Source organism: Enterobacter sp. KB-280D8, assembly GCF_041399405.1.
Lineage (GTDB): Bacteria > Pseudomonadota > Gammaproteobacteria > Enterobacterales > Enterobacteriaceae > Enterobacter > Enterobacter cloacae_N.
The window spans coordinates 678,899-701,835 of record NZ_JBGKEC010000001.1 but is presented as its reverse complement, the minus strand read 5'-3'; the positions used below and the strand labels follow the sequence as shown (position 1 = coordinate 701,835).

Genomic DNA, 22,937 nt, shown 5'->3' with positions numbered 1-22,937 from the left:
TGCTTAGGTTTCGCACTATTTACGGGGAAGAGAGCATGCGTTCAGCATTTTGGGTAGGGTGTGCCGCGTTATTGTTGTCGGCATGCAGCAGTGAACCTGTTCAGCAGGCCACGGCGGCCCACGTGGCGCCGGGAATGAAAGCGGCAATGTCCAGTTCAGGCCAGGCCAACTGTGCCATGATTGGCGGCTCGCTGTCCGTTGCCCGCCAGCTTGATGGTTCGGCGATCGGGATGTGCGCCTTGCCAAACGGCAAACGCTGCAGTGAACAGTCGCTTGCCGTTGGAAGCTGCGGTAGCTACTGATTACTCCGCGCGCTTAAACATCAGCGTCTTATCGGCCGTTGCCAGCGTCAGCTGGTCTTCAGTCAGGTCGACCTGCGCCCCTTTGCGCAGCATGTCGCCGATGGCCTGATCCAGCTCGTTAAGCTGCGGTTCGGTACAAAGTTTGCGGGTCATCGCCAGCGTTTTAACTTTTAGCTCACCTTCGGACAGCTTTCCCTGCCCGTTGAAGCGGTTACACATCTGCCCGGAAACGCTAATGTTATCAACGAGGCTGATATCGGGAAGCGCGTTAAAAGCGATCTCAGGCTGCGCGGTCATCCCCTTCACGGCTTTGCCGTCCACGTTTTCCAGCACAAAACGGTGGCTCTTCAGCTGATCCGGCTGAACAGATGCTTTGCCAGGATTAACGCAGCCGCTAAGGACAAGGCTGATAACACTTAACGCGATGAGCTTTTTCATTTTTCTTCTCAAATTATAAATTCTGTGAATCTTTTACCAGTGTAACGATACTCTGCGGTGCGTTAATGGGGTTTATCTGAAAGTGCGGGGTGGTGCCGGGCAACGCAGGGCTGCCCGGAATGAAGTTTAATGAGATTTAAACCCGGCAGCCGTCATCAGCATACGGAAGAGCATACTGACCGCTGCCAGCGCCAGTACGCTGCCGCCCCAGATAATGGCCAGCCACAGCAATCTTTTCCAGACAGGTTGTTGCATCAGTGATAACCCTCCCCAGGCTGAACTTTGCCGCGAAAGACGTAGTAGCTCCAGAAGGTGTAGACCAGAATGACGGGAATGATCAACAGAGCGCCCACCAGCATAAAGCCCTGGCTTTGCGTCGGGGCGGCGGCCTGCCACAGGGTGATTGACGGCGGTATGATATGCGGCCAGATGCTGATCCCAAGCCCGCTAAAGCCGAGGAAGATCAGCCCCAGCGTCAGAATAAACGGACGAGTATGGCTATCAGGATTACTCAGGCAGCGCCACTGGTAGAGGCTAAACATGACGACCAGGGCAGGGACCGGCAGCAGATAAAACAGATTCGGCAGCGTAAACCAGCGCGCTGCGATGGCCGGGTGCGCCAGCGGCGTCCAGAGGCTGATCGCCGCGATAAACGCCAGCAGCACGATTAACAGCGTTTTCGACACCTCACGCATCCGCTGCTGTAGTGCGTTTTCGCTTTTCATCACCAGCCAGGTCGAGCCTAACAGCGCGTAGGCCACCACCAGACCCGCGCCGCAAAACAGGCTGAATGCGGTAAACCAGTCAAAGGGGCCGCCGGTATAGGCCCTGCCAGTCACGGTAAAGCCGTTAATGACGGCACCCACCGTCACGCCCTGGGTAAAGGTCGCCAGAACGGAACCGCCAATAAACGCCTTATCCCAGAAAGGACGGTGGGCCGGCGTGGCTTTAAAGCGAAACTCAAATGCCACACCGCGAAAAATAAGTCCGATCAGCATTAACGTCAGCGGAATAGTGAGGGCATCAACGATCACCGCATAGGCCAGCGGAAACGCGCCGAACAGGGCAGCACCGCCTAGCACCAGCCAGGTCTCATTGCCGTCCCAGACCGGCGCGACGCTGTTGACCATCACGTCGCGATCGTCGGCGTTTTGCGTTGCCGGGAACAGAATACCGATCCCCAGATCAAACCCGTCCATGACGATATACATCAGCGTGGCAAAGACGATGATGACAAACCAGATAATGGAAAGATCGATACCCATTATGGCTGCTCCTTCTGTTCAGTTGTGACGGCAGAAAGCGGGCGCGTCGGGCGTCCGTCGGCCTCGGTGGCGAATGATTCATACGGCTGTGGCCCTTTACGGATGAGGCGCACCATATAGCTGTAGCCCACGCCGAATACCGAGGTGTAGACGACGAAGAAGGCCAGCAGGCTCACGCTCATATGCAGATCGCCATGGGCAGAAACCGCATCCTTCGTTCGCTGAAGCCCATAAACCACCCACGGCTGGCGGCCCACTTCGGTGGTGACCCATCCGGCCAGAATGGCAATCAGCCCGGATGGTCCCATCAGCAGCGCAAACCACAGGAACGGACGTGAAGAATAAACCCGCTTTTTATAACGCAGCCAGAGCGCCGCTACCCCAAGCAGCAGCATCAGCATCCCTAAGCCCGCCATAATGCGGAACGACCAGAAAACGATGGTGGAATTAGGACGATCCTCCTTTGGAAACTCTTTGAGCGCCGGGACCTGTTTATCCAGGCTGTGCGTCAGGATAAGACTACCCAGCGCCGGGATCGCCAGTCCAAAGCGAGTGCGCTCCTGCTCCATATCCGGCCAGCCAAACAGCAGCAGGGGGGTAGGCTCGCCCGGCGGGTTTTCCCAATGGCCTTCAATGGCGGCAATCTTGGCGGGCTGGTGCTTTAAGGTGTTCAACCCGTGCATATCGCCAACCAGGGCCTGGAGGGGGGCGACAACCAGCGTCATCCACAGCGCCATCGAAAACATCGCCCGGATGGCGGGGGTATTATTCCCGCGCAGCAGGTGCCATGCCGCGGATGCACCGACAAACAGGGCGCTACTCAGGAATGCCGCAATCGACATATGCAGCAGGCGGTAGGGGAAGGAGGGGTTAAATACCACGGCGAACCAGTCCACCGGCACGACCTGACCATTGACGATCTCGTAGCCCTGCGGGGTCTGCATCCAGCTGTTCGAGGAGAGGATCCAGAAGGTGGAGATAATCGTGCCCAGCGCCACCATGCAGGTGGAGAAGAAGTGCAGACCTGGCCCCACTTTATTCCAGCCGAACAGCATCACGCCGAGGAACCCGGCCTCGAGGAAGAAGGCGGTAAGCACTTCATAGGTCAGCAGCGGGCCGGTAATGCTGCCCGCAAACTGTGAAAAGCCGCTCCAGTTGGTGCCAAACTGGTAGGCCATCACCAGCCCGGAGACCACGCCCATGCCAAAGTTGACGGCGAAAATCTTCGACCAGAAATGGTACAGCGAGCGCCAGACCGGATTTTTTGTTTTCAGCCACAGCCCTTCGAGCACGGCAAGATAGCTTGCCAGGCCGATGGTGATGGCCGGGAAAATAATGTGAAAGGATACGGTGAAGGCAAACTGTATCCGTGCAAGGTGAAAAGCATCTAAACCAAACATGCACAGCCTCAATGTCAAACGGTGTGCTGTTATGGTATAGGGGCAAAGATCGGAGGAGCAGACGCAGAAAAGCGAATTTTAACCATAACAGTTAGCGTAAATTTCACCCTTTAGCCATCTGATATACCTCGCAGTTGTGGAATAAAAATATTCTTTTTATGATTTTTACGCATTAAACTGCTTGCTATGTCGTCACCGCCGTGCGTTAATGGTCATCTGGTTTTGAGTCCAAATAAATATCTGACGTAGTTTTATAAAGCAGTTCTCATCACGTTGTGCCTCTCCGCAGCCTCTCTTGGGTCTTTATCTACATTCCGATTAGTTTTGTTTAAAACCATTATGCCCAATCGGCCCATTAGTAATTTACGTTTTTACGTTTCAGGAGAATCCTATGACTTCTTATATCCATTTTCGCTGCCCGTGCTGCCATGGTTCGCAGTACCGTACCTCAGCCTTTGACGTGTCTGAGAAGAACCCGTTTGGCGCTAAATGCATTTTTTGCAAATCGCCGATGATTACGCTCGACCACCTGGCCGCCGCACGCTCTGCTCAGAGCCACGTGACCGAATACCGTAAGTAATTCATCTTCCAGACTATAACAGTTAGCAAAATCTTCTCTTTTTCTCCTGCTGATATACACTGTCGGCAATAAGGAGAATCTGATGAAAAAATACCAGCGTCTGGCGCAACAAATTATCTCGCAGATTGAGCTTGGCGTATGGCTGCCGGGCGATAAGCTGCCTTCCCTGCGAGAGCAGGTGGCAAGCAGCGGCATGAGCTTTATGACCGTTGGCCACGCGTATCAGATGCTGGAAAGCCAGGGGCGCATTGTCGCCAGGCCGCAGTCGGGCTATTACGTTGCCTCGCGCCCGACCGCACAACAGCCTGCGCCGCCTGCCCAGGTGATGCGTGATGAAGCGGTAGATATCAACACCTATATCTTCGAGGTCTTACAGGCCAGCCGCGATCCGTCCGTTGTTCCTTTCGCTTCCGCCTTTCCCGACCCCCGACTTTTCCCGCTTCAGCAGCTCAACCGCTCACTGGCAAACGTCAGTAAAACCGCTACCGCAATGAGCGTGATTGAGAACCTGCCGCCCGGTAACGCTGAACTCCGTCACGCCATTGCGCGCCGCTACGCGCAGCAGGGGATGAACATCTCGCCGGACGAAATTGTCATTACCGCAGGCGCCCTTGAAGCCCTGAACCTGAGTTTGCAGGCGGTGACAGAGCCAGGAGACTGGGTGATTGTCGAAAACCCCTGTTTCTACGGCGCGCTGCAGGCGCTAGAGCGCCTTAAGCTAAAAGCGTTGTCGGTCGCCACAGACGTGCGGGAGGGTATCGATCTGAATGCGCTGGAACAGGCGCTGAACGACTACCCGGTAAAAGCCTGCTGGCTCATGACTAACGGCCAAAACCCGCTTGGCTTTACGCTGAGCGCAGAGAAAAAAGCGCGTCTGGTCGCGCTCCTGACGAAGCACAACGTCACCCTGATCGAGGACGATGTCTACAGCGAGCTCTATTTTGGCCGGGAAAAACCCCTTCCGGCGAAAGCCTGGGACCGGGAGGAGATGACGCTGCACTGTTCCTCCTTTTCAAAATGCCTGGTGGCCGGTTTTCGCATCGGCTGGGTGGCGGCAGGAAAACACGCGCGACGCATTCAGCAGCTGCAGCTGATGAGCACCTTATCAACCAGTTCTCCCATGCAGCTGGCGCTGGTGGACTACCTGGCGACCAAGCGCTACGACGCCCATCTGCGCCGCCTGCGACGCACGCTCGCCGAGCGGAAACAGCAGGCCTGGCAGTCACTTCTGCGCCATATGCCTGCCGGCGTCAAAATTCACCACAACGACAGCGGCTACTTTTTATGGCTGGAACTTCCGGCGCAGCTGGACGCGGGCCTGCTCAGCGAAAAGGCCTTAACGCACCACATCAGCATTGCGCCTGGAAAGATGTTTTCCACCTCTGACGCGTGGACGCCGTTCTTCCGCTTTAATACGTCCTGGGCATGGGGCGAGCGGGAAGAGCAGGCGGTCATTCAGTTAGGTAAATTAATTAGCACGATGCTGGAATAATCCTTCCCTCGTTATTTAAATAATCATTTCTTATCCTGACGACGGCACGGCGAATATTTTTCGGTGCCGTATCATATGAAATCTGCATACCGGCCTTCGCGTCTAACTCCTTGTCTATAATCCAGTTAACGGGGAATGCGTCCTCGGTCACACCTTGATGAAATTTCCTTAAGCCGAACGGTGCGGCGCATACGTGCGGTCTACGTTTAATAAGGGAGATATTTTTACGGCACGGCTGCCGCTAAATTTCATTGCGACAGGAGTAACCCTTATGAGCAAAAAATTTGCCCGCAGCAGCCTGTGCGCGCTCGGCATGACTATCATGACCGCGCAAGCCGCAGAACCACCAAAGGCCATCGGCGACGGGGAAGGTCGACTGGATATTATCGCCTGGCCGGGATACATCGAACGCGGACAGACGGATAAAAATTATGACTGGGTCACCCAGTTTGAAAAAGAGACCGGCTGCGCGGTCAACGTCAAAACGGCGGCCACGTCCGATGAAATGGTCAGCCTGATGGCAAAAGGCGGATATGACCTGGTCACCGCCTCAGGTGACGCCTCCCTGCGCCTGATCATGGGCAAACGCGTTCAGCCGATTAACCCCGAACTTATCCCTAACTGGAAAACCCTCGACCCACGCATCGTGAAGGGCGAGTGGTTTAACGTAGGCGGCAAGGTCTATGGCACGCCGTATCAGTGGGGGCCAAACCTGCTGATGTACAACACCAAAACCTTCCCGACGCCGCCGGACAGCTGGAGCGTAGTCTTTACCAAACAGGATCTGCCGGACGGTAAAACCAATCAGGGACGCGTGCAGGCGTACGACGGCCCGATTTATATCGCCGATGCCGCGCTGTTCGTTAAAGCCACGCAGCCGCAGCTGGGTATTAGCGACCCGTATCAGCTCACTGAACAACAGTATGCCGCCGTGCTCAAGGTGCTTCGCGACCAGCATGCGCTGATCCACCGCTACTGGCATGACACCACCGTCCAGATGAGCGACTTCAAAAACGAAGGCGTCGTAGCCTCCAGCGCCTGGCCGTATCAGGCGAATGCCCTGAAGGCTGAAAACCAGCCCGTTGCCACCGTCTTCCCGAAAGAGGGGGTAACCGGCTGGGCGGATACCACCATGCTGCACGCGCAGGCAAAACACCCTATGTGCGCCTACAAATGGATGAACTGGTCGCTCACGCCGAAAGTGCAGGGCGATCTGGCGGCATGGTTTGGCTCGCTGCCCGTCGTGGCTGAAGGATGTAAGGCCAGCACGCTGCTGGGCGACAAGGGCTGCGAAACCAATGGCTATAACTATTTTGACAAAATCATGTTCTGGAAAACCCCCATCGCGGAAGGCGGTAAATATGTACCTTACAGTCGCTGGACGCAGGATTACATCGCCATTATGGGCGGCCGTTAATCGTCCGGGAGCTGAACATGACGTACGCAGTAGAGTTTAACAATGTTTCCCGACTGTACGGCGACGTGCGGGCGGTGGATGGGGTCACCATTGCGATTCGTGACGGGGAATTTTTCTCCATGCTGGGGCCTTCGGGCTCCGGCAAAACCACCTGCCTGCGTCTGATTGCCGGCTTTGAGCAGCTGTCAGGCGGCACGATTTCTATCTTCGGCAAAGAGGCGAGCGAACTGCCTCCCTGGGAGCGGGACGTGAACACCGTCTTTCAGGACTACGCGCTGTTCCCACATATGTCGATCCTCGATAACGTCGCCTACGGGCTGATGGTCAAAGGCATCGACAAGAAAAAACGCCATGCGCAGGCCCGTGATGCGCTGGAAAAAGTGGGCCTGAGCTTTGCCGTCGCCCGCAAGCCTTCGCAGCTTTCCGGCGGCCAGCGCCAGCGTGTTGCCATTGCCCGGGCGCTGGTGAATGAACCGCGCGTCCTGCTGCTCGACGAGCCGTTAGGCGCGCTCGATCTCAAGCTGCGGGAACAGATGCAGTTCGAGCTGAAGAAGCTTCAGCAGGAACTCGGTATCACCTTTATTTTTGTCACCCACGACCAGGGCGAGGCCCTTTCCATGTCAGACCGGGTGGCGGTGTTCAATAACGGGCGCATCGAACAGGTGGATACCCCGCGCGATCTCTACATGCGTCCGCGCACGCCGTTTGTCGCCGGTTTTGTCGGCACCTCTAACGTTTTCGATGCGGGTCTGGCGCAGAAAATATGCGGCATGGAAGGCAGCTATTCCCTGCGTCCGGAACATATTCGCCTTAATGAGGGCGGAGACGTTCAGGTTCAGGGCGTCGTGCAGGCCGTTCAGTATCAGGGGGCCGCCACGCGGCTGGAGCTGAAGCTCGCCGACGGTGCCAAACTGCTGGTAAGCCAGGCCAACCTCAGTGAAACCTCGCCGCTGAGCGGCATTGCGCCGGGGCAGGCGGTCACGGCGTCGTGGTCACGCGAGGCGATGATTCGTCTGCAGGAGGAGAGGTGAAATGGCTATGAGCGTTGCGCATCCTCCCGTCTCCCGCAGCCGCGTAAGCCGCGTGACGGCTCTGTTCTGGCGTAAACCGTCGCTCGGCCTGTTCCTGCTCCTGCTCGCGCCGCTAATGTGGTTTGGCATCGTCTATCTGGGATCGCTTCTTACCCTGCTGTGGCAGGGGTTTTACACCTTTGACGATTTCACCATGGCCGTCACGCCGGATCTGACCCTGGCGAACATCCAGGCGCTCTTCAACCCTGCAAACTACGACATTATCCTGCGCACGTTGACGATGGCGATTGCGGTGACGATTGCCAGCGCCATCCTGGCATTCCCGATGGCCTGGTACATGGCGCGATACACCCGCGGCAGGTGGAAAGCATTCTTCTATATCGCCGTGATGCTGCCGATGTGGGCAAGCTACATCGTCAAAGCCTACGCCTGGACGCTGCTGCTGGCGAAGGACGGGGTGGCGCAGTGGTTTCTTAATCATATGGGGCTGGAGCCGATCCTGACCTCGATCCTTACGCTACCCGCGATTGGCGGCAACACCTTGTCCACCTCCGGGCTGGGACGGTTTCTGGTCTTCGTCTATATCTGGCTGCCGTTTATGATCCTGCCGGTCCAGGCGGCGCTGGAACGTCTGCCTGCCTCGCTGCTGCAGGCCTCAGCTGACCTCGGCGCGCGCCCGCGCCAGACCTTTCGCTACGTCGTTCTGCCGCTGGCGATCCCGGGTATTGCGGCAGGCTCAATATTCACTTTTTCCCTGACGCTGGGGGATTTCATCGTTCCGCAGCTGGTAGGCCCGCCGGGCTATTTCATCGGTAACATGGTCTACTCGCAGCAGGGGGCCATTGGCAATATGCCCATGGCCGCCGCGTTCACGCTGGTGCCCATCGTGCTGATTTCACTCTATCTGGCGTTCGTGAAGCGTCTGGGAGCATTCGATGCACTCTGAACGCGCACCGCTGTTCCTGAAAGTGGCCGCCTGGGGAGGGGTTATCTTCCTGCACTTCCCGCTGCTGATTATCGCGACCTATGCCTTTAATACCGAAGACGCGGCCTTCAGCTTTCCGCCGCAGGGGCTGACGCTGAAGTGGTTTAGCGCGGCGGCGGGGCGCGGCGATATTATTGAATCCATGACGTTGTCACTTCAAATTGCAGCGTTATCCACCGCGATAGCCCTCGTGCTTGGCACGCTTGCTGCAGCGGCGCTGTGGCGAAGCGAGTTTTTTGGTAAGAACGCGATCTCGCTGTTGCTGCTGCTGCCGATTGCGTTACCGGGGATCATCACCGGCCTGGCGCTGCTGACGGCCTTCAAAACAATCAACCTGGAACCGGGATTTTTCACCATCGTGGTTGGGCACGCCACCTTCTGCGTGGTGGTGGTGTTTAACAACGTGATTGCCCGGTTCAGACGCACCTCCTGGAGCCTGGTGGAAGCGTCGATGGATCTCGGGGCCGACGGATGGCAAACCTTCCGCTATGTGGTGCTGCCCAATCTGGGTTCCGCGCTGCTTGCCGGGGGAATGCTGGCGTTTGCCCTGTCGTTTGACGAGATAATCGTCACAACGTTTACGGCGGGACACGAGCGCACGTTACCGCTGTGGTTGCTCAACCAGCTCGGGCGTCCGCGCGACGTGCCGGTCACCAACGTCGTAGCACTGCTGGTGATGCTGGTGACAACTATCCCCATTCTGGGAGCCTGGTGGCTAACCCGCGACGGCGAGAACATCGCCGGCAGCGGGAAATAACAGTGATTTCAACAGGACAATGCTATGCAAACACAACTGCTGATAGAGGGAAAGCTGGTAACCGGAGAGGGAGAAAAACAGCCGGTGTATAACCCGGCCACCGGAGAGGTGCTGCTGGAGATTGCTGAAGCGTCTGCGGCACAGGTCGACGCGGCGGTTCAGGCTGCCGACCGTGCATTTGCGGCATGGGGGCAAACCACGCCGAAAACCCGCGCCGAGTGCCTGCTGAAGCTGGCGGATGCGATTGAAGCGCATGGGGAGGACTTTGCCCGGCTCGAATCCCTCAACTGCGGCAAGCCGCTGCACTGCGTGCTGGGCGATGAAATTCCGGCAGTTGTCGACGTTTTCCGTTTCTTTGCCGGGGCCGCCCGCTGTCTGAACGGGCTGGCAGCCGGTGAGTACCTTGACGGGCACACGTCTATGATCCGCCGCGATCCGGTGGGCGTGGTTGCCTCTATTGCCCCCTGGAACTACCCGCTGATGATGGCGGCCTGGAAGCTGGCCCCCGCGCTGGCGGCAGGGAACTGCGTGGTGATTAAGCCCTCAGAGATCACACCGCTGACCGCGCTGAAGCTGGGAGAGATGGCAAAAGATATCTTCCCGGCAGGCGTTCTGAACGTCCTGTTTGGTCGCGGTAAAACGGTGGGCGACCCGCTTACCGGCCATGAGAAAGTTCGTATGGTCTCACTGACCGGGTCAATTGCTACCGGGGAACATATCATTGGCCATACCGCGTCCTCCATTAAACGCACCCATATGGAGCTGGGTGGTAAAGCGCCGGTTATCGTGTTTGATGATGCCGACCTGGATGCGGTTGTCGAAGGGGTGCGGACGTTTGGTTTCTACAATGCCGGGCAGGATTGTACGGCGGCCTGTCGTATTTATGCTCAGAAGGGCATCTATGCCCAACTGGTGGAAAAGCTGGGCGCAGCGGTTGCCAGCCTAAAAATGGGTGTCCCGGACGATGCCTCTACCGAACTGGGACCGCTCAGCTCGGCTGCCCATCTTTCACGCGTCTGTCAGGCCGTCGATGAGGCGAAAGCGCTCGGCCATATTCGCGTTGTCACGGGCGGGAGCAAAAAAGAGGGGGCGGGCTACTACTTCCAGCCAACCCTGCTGGCGGGGGCAAAGCAGGACGACGCCATTGTTCAGCGAGAGGTGTTTGGCCCGGTAGTGAGCGTTACTGAATTTGACGACGAGGCGCAGGTGCTGGCCTGGGCGAACGATTCGCAGTACGGCCTTGCGTCATCGGTCTGGACCAAAGACGTGGGCCGCGCCCATCGCCTGAGCGCGCGCCTGCAGTACGGCTGCACCTGGGTGAATACCCACTTTATGCTGGTGAGCGAAATGCCGCACGGCGGCATGAAGTTATCCGGCTACGGCAAAGATATGTCGGTGTACGGGCTTGAGGATTATACGGTCGTGCGGCATGTCATGATCAAACATTAATTTATAACGGCGTGGCTGGGTTAATCGTTATATTTATTCCGGCCACGTTTGAAAACCAGTCAATAATACGGAGGTTAATTTCCCTGGGCTTTATAGGTATATTTAAAAATATAATTTTACTCTCCTTGAAATCCAGAAATCTTCGGTAAAAATTAGATTGAATCATATCTCTTATCGGTGAAACCATGGATACATTAATATGTCCTGCAACGCCTGTTCAGACGTTCCCGCATTCTGCTGCACCTAATACATATAATCCTCGTTTACATATAAAAGTGAGTTTGCTTGCATTACTTATTTCCGCTTCTCTGACAAGCCACGTTCGGGCAGAGGACTATACGGATACCGTTATCAGCGACGATCCGGATATACCAAGAGTGTTCCTGAGCGGAGACACCATCACCGTGACGGACAGCGATGCGTCCGCGATTCGCGCCGAAAATGGAGGGGGCGTTTCGGTACCGGATGGTGGAGTCGCCATTACCGTGACTGGCACCGGTACGGCTGATGGATTAAATAATAATGTGATTATTATAAACAGTGGCTCGGACGTAAATCTTGGAACCGGAACCACCATCAGCGCTTCCGGTAAAGCTCTTGGGATCCTGCTAAATGGATCGACAGACGCGAATGACCCTCGCCCGCAGTTTAAGGCCAGAGATTTGTCCATAAATACAAGCGATATGGTTCTTGGGGGAATAGATAGCCCGGGTATTAGTGCTAACTGGCATAGCGATGTGGAATTAACGGGGGATTACCGGGTCACTAATGCCGGGGCTAACAGTGGTGCCCTGTTATCGGCTAACGCTGGCGCCCATATAACGATGGAAAATGCTGAACTGAATGCGGGTACGGGTGAAAACCCGGCATCGGGCACCTCCTTCGGTATTGTCTCGCAATTCAGCAGCAGCATTACGGGCAGCGGAACGACGAATTTAAATTACGACGGAAGCGGAAACTTTTTTGGCGTGGTAGCCGGTGCCAGTCTGTCGGGCGAAGATGCTGCCCGGGTACAATTAAACGATATGAATTTACAGATCCGCTCTGACGGTGGGGCGGCAAACGGTCTCTGGGCAACCCAATCCGGGACAATTAACATCACCGGGAATGCAGACCTGAATGCGCAGGCCGCTTCCGGCTATCTCGTCAGGGCCGACAGAAACGGGACGGTTACCCTTTCAGGGGCCTCAATCGGCACACTCACGGCAGATACTGCATGGGGTGTCTGGGGGGCGGGGCTTGGAAATCTGTCACTGAATCAAAGCCAGCTCGCGGTGGAGGGTACAGATGCCGCCGCCGTTATTCGCGCTGATAACAGCGCTGCCGCTGGAGAAAACCGCTTTTCCTTTGTCGATTCAGTCCTGAGCAGCAATAAAGATGGTGTGCTGGTTACCGCCGGGGATGCGACCATTACGCTGATAAACACCCGTCTCAGCGCTGATAATGGGGCAGTGATTAACGCCGCTGGCACGGGCACAACCCGCGTGGTGGCGGACAATAATTCACAGTTAACCGGGCGAGTGCAGACGGCAGAAGGCGGCACGACAAATCTGACGCTCGGCAGTGGCTCTTCCTGGAACGTCACGGAGGATTCCAGGCTCAGCAACCTGACGCTGGATAACGGTACCCTGCGCTATGCTGGCGCGGCGGCACTTACCGCGACCGATGGCATAACCCTGAGTGGCGGTGGTGGCACCATTGATACCAGCGGCAATGCAATCCTTATTTCATCTGTCCTGACGGGCGATGGAGGTTTAACAAAGACCGGCAGCGGAATACTCACCCTGACGGGTACACATTCCTATACCGGTGGTACAGCGATCAGCGAAGGTACGTTGCAACTTGGCAATGGTGATAACCCGGGAACGATTGCCGGTAATATCATCAATAACGGTACGCTCACGCTGAATAATAACGCTGTCCAGCAGCTAAACAATGTCATTACTGGCACGGGGCAATTCCGCAATGAAGGCGCAGGCACTACCATCCTGACGGGTGATAACACCTGGACGGGGGGAACCCTGATTAACCATGGGACAGTGCAACTGGGTGATGGTGGAACGCAAGGGAGCATCAAAGGTGATGTGACGAATAACAGTGCGCTGGTGGTGAACCGTAGTGATGCTCTCACGCTAGATGGCGCGATCGGCGGTTCAGGAACGTTGAGAAAACAGGGAAGCGGGGAGCTGATACTTTCCGGCTTATACAGCCTGACGGGCGGAACCTATATTGATGCCGGGACGCTGACATTTTCGGGCAACACGGCAACGACCAATGTGACAGGCCAGAGTGGCTCGATACTGAACCTGAAGAACAATGCCACCCTCACGGGTTGGGTTGATCCACTGGATATGAATATTGAAAGCGGCTCGACCTGGAATGTCACCGGTACCGCGGGACAGAACGTTCTGGATACGCTGACGCTTGCCGGAAATATTAATTTCCCGGGCGCGACAGGTGGCACTTTCACACCTAACACCCTCACGGTAAAAAATCTCAATGGGCAGAACGGGACGGTCGGCCTGAATGCCGATCTCAGCAACGGAACAGCGGATCGCATTATTGTAAACGGTGGCGCTGCAACCGGGAGTACTAACCTGGCGGTTAATAATGTCAGCAATACGGGGGCACCAACGCAAGGGAACGGTATTCTGCTGGTGGAGACCACCAATAACGGAACGACTGCTGCCGATGCTTTCCGGCTGAGCAGCCCTGTTTATGGCGGGGCGTATCGCTACTCCCTGCTGCGTGGCGCCAGTGATGGCAGTGCGGCTGATAACTGGTATCTCACCTCTGATCAACCCGGTTCGCCAAACCCGGATTCGCAAAACCCTGGTTCGCCAAATCCCGGTACGCCGGTATGGCGTCCGGGTGTCTCGGTGGCGGCAGCCACGCCGCTGATTGTCGCAGGGACTAATATGGCGATGATGAGTAACTTTTATGAACGTACCGGTTTTTATGGTCTGAACAACAGTGATGTAACACCGACAGCATCTATGCCCTGTGAGGAGGATCTTACGCTGTGGTGTGCCAGAGAATCACGGGCCTGGGGACGTTATATCAACGACAACATTACGCATAAAGGTGATGGGAAGGGTATCTACGGCGATGCCGGGGCAAAGTATGATCAACACATTAACGCCATTCAGTTCGGGAATGATATCTGGCGCAATGTTGATGATACGGGTAACCGCAATTACGCCGGTCTGTATGCCACGATCGGCAACAGCAGAAGTCACGTGACGGATTATGACGATAGCGAGGCGGGGCTAAGCCGCCTGGATGCTTACACCCTCGGCTCCTATTTTACCCATGTTCATCATAATGATGCCTGGACGGATATGTTATTCCAGGGTTCATGGTTAAAAGCACGTAACCAGGCCGAAGACAATACCCGTTACGATACAGAAGGGTTCGCTCTTGCGACATCTCTTGAAGGTGGATTCCCGGTGTACGAGACAGGGAGCATAAAAGTAGAGCCGCATGCGAGAGTAACCTATCAGTATGAAAACCTGAATGATGCCAATGATGGCCTGACCGAGATCCGTTTCAATAATTTCCAGTCACTGCAGGGTTCCGCAGGGATTCGGGTCAGCAATATCGGATTGGTGAACAATCTCAAATATTCTGTCTGGCTGGATGCCGGTGCCGGCCAAGAATTTATGGGTAAATCGAAGACGGAGTTTGTGATGACGGAGAAAACCGAAACGATTACCACCCGGACGCGTGGCGGCTTTGCTGATGTGAAGGTCGGGGGCAGCCTCGATCTCAACAAAACGCTTGCTGTCTATACTTCTGCGAACTGGACGCCGCGCTTTGATAATACAGAGTACAGTCTGGGAGCCTCGATAGGCGTGAGAGGGACCTGGTAACCTGACGGCTGCCGCTCTCATTATTTTACGCATGCCCATGAACGATCCTCATGGGCATTTTCATAAGTTGTAGCGAAATATACTCAATTGTTATTAGCCATAATATTTAAGTGGTTATTCTGTAACGAAAAAACTTGATCTGTGTCAACATATGACGCATATTGCGTGCGGTTATTTTTTCGGCTCTGGTATACAGAATGACGTTGTATCAAAAGATGTTGGTTTTTTACGCAATCATGGCTTCCATCTGCGCATTAATTACCTGGTTCCTTTCTAAAGATCGCAAGCGCATTCGCCTGCTTAGCGCGTTTCTGGTAGGGTCGACCTGGCCGATGAGTTTCCCCGTTGCGCTGCTGGTCTCGCTTTTCTGAAGCATCCTTCCATTTTTAAACGATGAATATGGCATTCCGGTTATGATGACTGTATAAATAAACAGTGCATCGTAAAAGGAGTGCTTATGAACAGTTTTTACTCGCAGCATGCGGGTTGCATCGTGCGCTGGCATGATTTGCCCGGCTCTGGCGATCCCGTAGTCTTCATCCACGGATTGGGCTGCGCCTCTTCCTATGAATATCCCCGCGTCGTTTGTGACCCGCTGTTTGGCGCGCGCAGAGCGATTCTCATCGATTTGCCCGGCAGCGGTTACAGCGATAAACCTGACCATTACAGCTATAAAACCACCGACCAGGCACGCGTTGTGGCGGAACTGATTGACCATCTTCAGCTGGATGCCTTTTGGCTATATGGCCACAGCATGGGCGGCAGTATTGCTATCGAAACGGCGGGGCTGCTGGCAGCACGCATAAAGGGATTGATGGTGTCAGAGCCCAATTTTCATGCGGGCGGGGGCATGTTCAGCCGATCTATCGCAGCGCAAACTGAACAACAGTTTCTGGAACAGGGCTATAACGCCATGCTCGGCGCAGAAACCACCGCATGGGCAGGGTGCCTGAAGAGTAACGCGTCATATGCCGTCTGGCGGGGCGCATCGAGCCTGGTGGCGGGCGTTGAGCCGGACTGGGAAACCCAATTTTTGTCGCTGCCTTGCCCGGTAACGTTGATTTTCGGTGAGCTCTCACTGCCGGATGATAATGTAGACAATCTGAAGCAGAAGGGCGTTGAGGTAAAAATTATCCCTGCGGCGGGGCATTCCATGTCGTGGGAAAACCCGTCCGCACTGGCAAAGACGTTAGCCGAGTGTATGGCGGCGTGATTATTGTGCAGTTTATTATCGTTGCGGAATGTTGGCCGGGTAAGCGCAGCGCCACCCGGCAAAAAAGGCGGTTACATGATTAAAGTCCGTAGTGTCCGACGTGCGTCAGGCTGAACATCATGCGGATGCTGATAATCAATATTCTCTATTGCCCGGCTATAGAGTGCGACCAGCCAGTCGTAAACGTACGCGGTGGCTGCATGGACCGGCTGTTCCCCCAGGCGCGTCAGGCGCGGTGCGTCACTGCTGACGACGGGCGTAACAAAGATTGCCTGACCTTTGCGGATGCGGCTTGCTGGGCGCTCTGCTGCAGGTGACTGATCGTAACCCAGCCAGCCAACGAAATTCCCCATCACGGCGTGCAGCTGCGCCGCGCTGCTTTTATCCGCTTCGACAATTCGCTGAAGCTGTTGCGGCAGATTAAGCCGATAGCTGGTTACCACCAGTACATCCGCGATTTGCTGCAGTACCGCAGGCTCCAGCCCAAGACGGGCGGCCGTAGCTTCATTGCGGCTCCACTGGCGCAGATGATTTATCCATACTTTGTGCGCCAGACGCGCGTTGTCTTTTGTCTGGAACCGTCCTGCGCTTTCCTGGGCGTTATCAGCGAACAGATCGATGGTGTCCGTAAACAGTCCGTTCACCTGCTCCTCGCGCGGCTGCTGAACGGCGAGCAGCGTTTCAAAGGCTTTCAGCGGCGGGAGCAGGCCCTCAAGCAGCTCGCCGTGACGGGCAGCGCTGCTTTGCAGCGTGCGCACCATGTTTTCGGCCTGAGCGCGTCGCGTACCCGGTTCCTCAACCAGCGGCGCCAGGTAGCTTTGCATCAGCGACGCGATCTCCTGCCGCAGCAGGTTTTTCAGCGTGCCGAGACGCTTCTGCCGCTGTGCGGGTAGCGTAGCCTGAGACAACCACTCAATGACGCGCTGCATGCTGTGGCTGTCCAGCGCCTGCAGTGTTCCCCAGCGCAGGCCAGGCTTGCCAAGCAGATGCTGTACGGCTTCATCGAGATTCTGTCGGGTGGTGAAGCGAGCGTCATGCGGGGTGATCGCCCACACCAGACCCGGCAGGGCAGACTCCTCGGCAGGCTGGGTCTCTTTTACCCAGTTAGTTAACAATTTTGCTTTTTGGGCAGTCTGCTCGTGCTGCGCCGTCGCATTGCAGATCACCAGCACATCCGGCTGGAGCTGCTGGCGGTAATGTTCAAGCAACCACTGGCATTTAGCCTGTACTAAAGGATCGGCACTGCGGTCTTCAAAGACCGGAATGTCAATGATATCAACATTATCCAGCGCTCCGTTCTCAACCGGCAAGGCCAGCTCGCGGGTCAGGAAGGCAAGCACGTCGACCGGGATGCTGATGGCGTTGAGCATTTCACCGTTGTTCAGCGGATGCAGCAGCGTCTCCTGAGCCTCCTGCTGGGTTAAGGTGCCGTGCGTCAGGAAGCCTTCGCCGGGCAGGCCAAAGCTGTCCACCAGCAGGCTCAGCGGCGCAGCCAGCTCGCTGGCATGGCTGGTCTGATGCAGCACGTGGGCAAGCTTCAGCCACTGCTGGGTTAACTCCTGCTGCTCGCCCCACAGCAGCGACCAGACGCTGGCGCGGGTGCTGAGATCGAGCGATGGCACCAGCTGGGCAAACTCATGCCACAGGGCATCGTCAATTTGCTGTTTCGCGGCGGGTACGGTGCTTTGCCAGAAGCGGGCAATCGCACCCACTTCCTGAGCGGTGATGCCGGGAACGCCCTGCGGCTGGCGCAGGCCGCGCCATTTCTCCAGACGCGTCTCAATGACCGATTTATCCACCGCGCACATCTGCGGGTGCAGCGTCGTGCGGGCAATAAACAGCTGTACCAGTTCGGCCTCGGTGACGAGGCTCAGACGCAGCGGAAACGCCTCATCCGCTACCTCCGGGATGTCGCGGGTGAAGCGCACGGCCATGTTGGTCAGGGCATGTCCCGGATTGATATGCGAAAAATAGTCAAAGGTGCGCTGGCCCGGCGTCACGTTCAGGCGCCCGTTACCGCTGCCGCACAGCGACAGCAGCAGGTGTGCTTTGGCGCTCTGAGAATGACCGTAAAGCCCAATGCTGCTACGGCGGGTCAGGGCGCGTTCAATGGCCTGCTCCCGCGCCTGCGCCGTGTTGATGCGAGCAAGCAGGGCGTCAGCATCGTTATCCAGCACAGGGGCGTTCAGGCGCGTCTCGTTAATCCACTCGATTAAGGCCTGAGTGGTGGTCGTCGTCGCTGTCATTTCAGGTATACGCTCCCGCTGTCGATCCAATAATGGCTGCCGCTGTGTCGGCGATCGGCCAGAGTATTCAGTTTGAAGGTTAACGCGTCAGGCGCTACCGGCGTGCCGTCCTGTAGCCAGGCATCGCTCAGCTCGAAGGCCTCCGGGCCCTCCTGCTTGCTGCCGCCGCAGAGCTTAAGCCGCACGTTCAACACGCCGTCGCCGGCAATCGCTTTTGCCAGTTCAGCCGAGTTGATGCTGAGCGTATAAAGCGGCGTAGCGGGCCAGCGCGCGTTTGCCAGCTGGCGGAAGCCGAGGGTGACGTTGCCGCGCAGCGGGAAGTGCAGACGCGCGTCGAGCTTCGCGCCCGGCTTATCCAGGTCGATATCCTGATACCAGACGTTTTCCTCGCGCAGAGTATTGACGGTGTTATCCAGCACGCCGAGATAACGCACGGTGGAATACGCGCCAATGTCCGCGGCTTTAAAGTTGAAGCGCGGCAGACGCAAATCGAGCGCCAGGCTGCAGAGCATGGCCCCCACTGCGGCGGTCGATTTCGGGTTGCCTATGCGCCCCTGCTGGCTGAACGGATACCACTCGTGCACCTGGTATTTATCCAGCCAGACGATGCGATTAACCGGCACCGGCTGCAGGTGACGAATCAGCGCCTGAACGCCCGGCAGGCAGCCTGGACGCCCGGTGATCAGCAGAATATCGCAGCTGTAATGGGAAATCGCTTCACACACAGCGTGGAGCGGCGAGGTCAGCGTAAACTGACCGGCCAGCATTGCATCCTGCATTTCGCGGAAATTCACGTGCAGCGGCACGGCGAACAGGTCGAAGGCTTCTGAGCCCGCCGGCAGGGCATGATCGATCGCCTGCTGGAGATAATTCATCACGTTGCGGGTCGGCTTCTGCGGCAGCAGATCGCCGAAGGTGGCATGCAGGCCCGCCAGCGGATCGTCAACGTCGCTGGCTTCCCACGCAGAAAGAATGGCGTGGCCAATTGGCATAAAGAGCTGAAGCGCCGTTTGCTGGCGCAGTACCGCCTGGGTATCAATACGTCCGGAGTCGCCGAACAGCGACGCCATCAGCAGCGAGGCGTCCGCAATGCCGGATTTCTGCAGCTGCGTTTGCAGGGCGGGCAGGACATAGCGCTGAATCACGTCCAGCAGGGTATCGTCGCCCGCCACTTTAAACCCTTCGCGGAACAGCAGCTGCGGGGTAATTTTGACGTTATTACCGGAGCCGTCATCAAGCTGGTAGTGGGTGATCGCCATATCCGTGGTGCCGCCGCCGATGTCGATAGAGGCGACGCGTAATGCGCGGCCCGGCTGCACCCCCGGCTCGGGGTCACGATCCGTGCGGGCGAGGGAGGCGAAAAAGGCTTCCGTCTGGCCGCCAAAACGGGAGATCGCTTCGTTATAAAGCCAGACCAGCTGACCACAGCTGGCTTCATCCCACTCCATCTGGATCTCAGGGACCGGCACCACGCTTTTTTCCTGCTGCTTGCGGGTGGCAAAATCTTCATCCTGCGGGTGCCAGCCCATCGCTTTCCAGACGATGGCAATGGCTTCAAACATGCGGCGACGGAAAATCTCGCGCTCCTGCTTCGGCATAGCCGAGGGCAGGGTCAGTATCAGCGTGCGCAGCTGGCGCGGCGAGGCCGGGAAGCCCAGCCGCAGGCGCGTGGCGACGCTGTTGATCTGACCCAGCGCCTGCGCCAGCAGCTCGCACAGCATGTGCGTCATCAGCGTGCTGCGGCTGTACTGCGGCGAAAAGACCGGCAGCCGTTCGTCCTGCGGTAGCGTAAACAGCGGTTCACCATCATCGTTCATCAGGTTCATCAGCGGAAACGCCGTGGCGAGCGGTTCACGCTGGGTTTTGCCGTTCATCTGGCTAAAGCGCCAGTCCTGCACGACCGGCGTTTCATCCCACAGGTAGCGACGCGGGCTGGAGATGCCGCTGTTACCTTCGGTTCCCAGACGCTGCATCGCCAGCTTGCGGGCTTCATCACCCACGCGAACAATCGACGGCCAGACAAACGCATCTTCGCGACCGCTTTCCACCGAGAAGTGCTGTTTACCAAAGCGCGCTTCGGAGAACTCAAGACGGCTGGTGAACAGGGGCTCGTTGAGGAACTGCGGCTCGCTTAACGAACGAACCTGCAGCTCGGCGGTCTGCCGAAGCCCATCGTTTGCATCACCGTGGTCTTCAATAATCACGCCGCAGGTATGGGTGTTGCCCACGTCGAGGATCAGGTCGACCGGAATGGCAGGCGTGCTGAGCGTATGGGTGACAAATTTCACTTCCGGCACGGTGAGCTGTTCACCGAGCATGGTCAGCAGGTTGAGCCAGTGGGCCTGATATTCAAAACTGCGCATCGCCTGATGCAGGTCTCGTTCAGAGCGGTTTTCAACGCCGTCGGCATACTGGGTAAACGCCTCGCGCAGCCAGCCGTCAATCCAGGTCTGGTCGAGGAAGCTTTCAACCTCATTATCCCGCCAGGCCAGCGCAAAGCGGGTTCCGTTCAGAATATCGTTTTCAACCGGCGACAGGGCGGAGGTGGCATGTTCCGCGATCTGGCTGTCGAGCGCGAGGGTGACGCGGTGCGTGTTGCCTGCCGTGTCGGGCTTATCGAGCTTGCGCACCTGAACGCGCGCCCAGTTATCCGGTCCTTCCACAAAGGTCCGCGGTGGGTTAAAGCGCAGGAAGGGAACGGGAAGCCAGACGCCGTCAAGCACGGCAAGGGACTGATGCAGCGGGATCGTCGTTTCCGGTTTAACCACTTCAGGCTGCCCGCCGTTCGTCCCCGGCAGGGTATAGCGCCCGTTCACAAGGTCGAAATCGAGTCGCAAAAGGGGGCCGTTCGCGGTTTTACGTACGAAGCGTCCGTTGCTGGCGGTGTCCTGTGGCGTCAGACCGAAATCCAGGAACTGCACGCCGCTGTTGGCAATAAGCGAGACGCTTTGTTTATAGTCGCAAAGATTTACCAGCATAGGATCAGGCACCTGCTTTCTTGAACGTCAGTGGAACGACGGTGTTGGCATCATAACGCGCGCGACATTCTGCGATATCGCTGGCCCCGGCTTTACAGGCGACTTCCGGCATCGGGTAGCGGGAACCGTCGGTGCAGCGGGCGGTGCCGCGACTCTTAATCATCAGCTCTCCATTGCTGTGCAGCCCGGAGAAGATCTCCGCGCGGCAGACAACGTTGTCGCCGTGCACGACGCGGGCGAAACCTTTATTGTTCTGGATTTGATAGCGCATGGACGGCGGCTTGCCGGTGACCGGATCTTTCACGTCGAGAACCGCTCGCCAGGTACCGTTTAGGAAGCGCGTTGATCCGGCTTTCACCTGACTGGCTTCCATCACCATGGCATCTTTCGGGATTGGAACAATCACCACCGGCGCGGCTTCAGGCGCAGGAGCGGGTTCTTTTTCTTTACTTGCTACGACCTCAGCCTGATGAAGCGGTAAATTCATGGCCAGCGGCTCCACCGCTTTAATCGGCTGTGGTGCAATAGCCACGGGCTCTGGAGCCGGTGCAGGGACGGGCTCTGCCGAAGGGCCCTGTTTTGGCCACAGCAGCGGCGCGGCAACGGCTGCCACAATCACGGCGGCAACCGGCAGCGTCCACAAGGGGACGCGGCGCTTTTTCGTGACGGCAACAGGCGCAGGTTCCTGAGCAGGTTGCGCAACAACCGGCGCGGGCTCCGGCTCATACAGTTCTTCCGGCGTAATACGCACGGCGGCGACAGGGGCTACCAGCGGCTCGTCTGCTTTTTCAAAGGTAATAACGGGTTGCGGCTCCGGCTCGGGATCTTCAATCACAACGGGCGCGGGCTCGGGGATCAGCGATTCGCGCAGGCAGTCGAGGACATCGTCGCGCGCATTTTCGTTCAGTTTTACAAACCCCCAGAAGCTGATGACCGGCTTTCCGTCCACCAGGAAGAGGAAGTTTTCACCCGGGAACTGAAACGCCTTCGACAGCAGAGAACCAAAAAGCTGCTGCGCGGTTTTAGGCGACTGGAGGCATTTCTTACTTAACGACTCCACGCTGGCGAGCGTATTTTCCAGATAGCGCAGGGCGCGATAGCGGTCATCTTCATCGGCCGCTTTCCAGCTGGTTACGCTCCCTTCAACAGGAGAGTACCAGTCCACGCGGTCACCGCTGTCATTGACCTGAGGAATAGCCAGACAGTCCACAATGGCCTGCTGTTTGCGCAACCGGAGCGCTTCCCGGATTTGTAACGCTGATTCAAAAACGGCCTGTCCGCCGCCGCCAACGGCCTGAAAATCATCCAGATTACCGCTGCGTAAAAGAGTTTTTGCCACGATTTGATCCCATATACTTCTTCACACCGTTACTTTAACGAACTGAGGAAGCAACCAAACGGAGGAAGAGACGCTAAAAGCGCCGATTTCTTGCGGCATAGAAAATGACGGTTGTGCTTGACGAATAATGGCCCTTAAGGCAAATCACGGTTTTGGGCGCTGACGGTTAAATC

General features: G+C 56.9%; 18 protein-coding genes. 11 read left to right on the top strand and 7 right to left on the bottom strand.

What is annotated here, in order from left to right:
- Positions 1–35: 35 nt before the first annotated feature.
- Positions 36–302 (top strand): DUF333 domain-containing protein, encoded by a 267-nt coding sequence (locus AB8818_RS03365; RefSeq protein ID WP_028013313.1) that lies wholly within the window; start codon positions 36–38, stop codon positions 300–302.
- Here AB8818_RS03365 and hslJ read toward each other — a convergent pair whose 3' ends face one another.
- The 4 genes from hslJ to AB8818_RS03345 form a co-directional block, all read right to left on the bottom strand.
- Complete coding sequence (gene hslJ / locus AB8818_RS03360) at positions 303–740, bottom strand: heat shock protein HslJ (protein ID WP_116339600.1); 438 nt, start codon at positions 738–740, stop codon at positions 303–305.
- A gap of 126 nt (positions 741–866) precedes the next feature.
- A complete protein-coding gene (locus AB8818_RS03355; RefSeq protein WP_008501283.1) occupies positions 867–995 on the bottom strand; it encodes a DUF2474 domain-containing protein in 129 nt (42 codons plus the stop codon).
- On the bottom strand, positions 995–2,005 hold the full coding sequence (gene cydB / locus AB8818_RS03350) for a cytochrome d ubiquinol oxidase subunit II (protein WP_116339602.1): 1,011 nt from the start codon (positions 2,003–2,005) through the stop codon (positions 995–997). Before cydB ends, AB8818_RS03355 begins: the two co-directional genes overlap by 1 nt.
- Complete coding sequence (locus AB8818_RS03345; RefSeq protein WP_116339604.1) at positions 2,005–3,405, bottom strand: cytochrome ubiquinol oxidase subunit I; 1,401 nt, start codon at positions 3,403–3,405, stop codon at positions 2,005–2,007. The genes cydB and AB8818_RS03345 overlap by 1 nt, the downstream gene beginning before the upstream one ends.
- Positions 3,406–3,796: 391 nt before the next feature.
- Here AB8818_RS03345 and AB8818_RS03340 point away from each other — a divergent pair, with 391 nt between their 5' ends.
- From AB8818_RS03340 to AB8818_RS03295, 10 genes are all read left to right on the top strand, one after another.
- The gene (locus AB8818_RS03340; protein ID WP_058654517.1) at positions 3,797–3,985 is read left to right on the top strand and encodes a hypothetical protein; all 189 of its coding nucleotides are present in this window, start codon (positions 3,797–3,799) and stop codon (positions 3,983–3,985) included.
- Positions 3,986–4,067: 82 nt separating this feature from the next.
- On the top strand, positions 4,068–5,477 hold the full coding sequence (locus tag AB8818_RS03335; RefSeq protein WP_116339607.1) for a PLP-dependent aminotransferase family protein: 1,410 nt from the start codon (positions 4,068–4,070) through the stop codon (positions 5,475–5,477).
- 271 nt (positions 5,478–5,748) lie between these two features.
- Positions 5,749–6,894 (top strand): putative ABC transporter substrate-binding protein YdcS, encoded by a 1,146-nt coding sequence (gene ydcS / locus AB8818_RS03330; RefSeq protein ID WP_163329587.1) that lies wholly within the window; start codon positions 5,749–5,751, stop codon positions 6,892–6,894.
- Between the two features lie 17 nt (positions 6,895–6,911).
- The gene (locus AB8818_RS03325; protein WP_371199765.1) at positions 6,912–7,925 is read left to right on the top strand and encodes an ABC transporter ATP-binding protein; all 1,014 of its coding nucleotides are present in this window, start codon (positions 6,912–6,914) and stop codon (positions 7,923–7,925) included.
- Between the two features lies 1 nt (position 7,926).
- Entirely contained in the window at positions 7,927–8,871 is a 945-nt protein-coding gene (locus tag AB8818_RS03320; protein WP_233003372.1) for an ABC transporter permease, read from the top strand.
- On the top strand, positions 8,861–9,667 hold the full coding sequence (locus AB8818_RS03315) for an ABC transporter permease (RefSeq protein ID WP_371199764.1): 807 nt from the start codon (positions 8,861–8,863) through the stop codon (positions 9,665–9,667). The genes AB8818_RS03320 and AB8818_RS03315 overlap by 11 nt, the downstream gene beginning before the upstream one ends.
- Before the next feature lie 24 nt (positions 9,668–9,691).
- Positions 9,692–11,116: an aminobutyraldehyde dehydrogenase gene (gene patD, locus AB8818_RS03310; RefSeq protein WP_192982077.1), complete on the top strand. Its 1,425-nt coding sequence runs from the start codon at positions 9,692–9,694 to the stop codon at positions 11,114–11,116.
- A gap of 185 nt (positions 11,117–11,301) precedes the next feature.
- Entirely contained in the window at positions 11,302–14,988 is a 3,687-nt protein-coding gene (locus tag AB8818_RS03305; protein WP_371199763.1) for an autotransporter domain-containing protein, read from the top strand.
- 197 nt (positions 14,989–15,185) lie between these two features.
- Positions 15,186–15,359, top strand: coding sequence for a GhoT/OrtT family toxin (locus AB8818_RS03300; protein WP_013096478.1), 174 nt, complete (start codon positions 15,186–15,188; stop codon positions 15,357–15,359).
- An 86-nt stretch (positions 15,360–15,445) separates the two neighbouring features.
- Entirely contained in the window at positions 15,446–16,201 is a 756-nt protein-coding gene (locus AB8818_RS03295; protein ID WP_116339619.1) for an alpha/beta fold hydrolase, read from the top strand.
- A gap of 71 nt (positions 16,202–16,272) precedes the next feature.
- Here AB8818_RS03295 and AB8818_RS03290 read toward each other — a convergent pair whose 3' ends face one another.
- Genes AB8818_RS03290 through AB8818_RS03280 form a run of 3 tightly spaced genes read right to left on the bottom strand, consistent with a single transcriptional unit; the run spans position 16,273 to position 22,764 of the window.
- Positions 16,273–18,447: a virulence factor SrfC family protein gene (locus tag AB8818_RS03290; RefSeq protein ID WP_116339621.1), complete on the bottom strand. Its 2,175-nt coding sequence runs from the start codon at positions 18,445–18,447 to the stop codon at positions 16,273–16,275.
- Positions 18,444–21,425, bottom strand: coding sequence for a virulence factor SrfB (locus tag AB8818_RS03285; RefSeq protein ID WP_371199762.1), 2,982 nt, complete (start codon positions 21,423–21,425; stop codon positions 18,444–18,446). The genes AB8818_RS03290 and AB8818_RS03285 overlap by 4 nt, the downstream gene beginning before the upstream one ends.
- Before the next feature lie 4 nt (positions 21,426–21,429).
- Positions 21,430–22,764, bottom strand: a complete 1,335-nt coding sequence (locus AB8818_RS03280) for an SrfA family protein (RefSeq protein ID WP_371199761.1) — start codon at positions 22,762–22,764, stop codon at positions 21,430–21,432.
- Between the last annotated feature and the right edge of the window lie 173 nt (positions 22,765–22,937).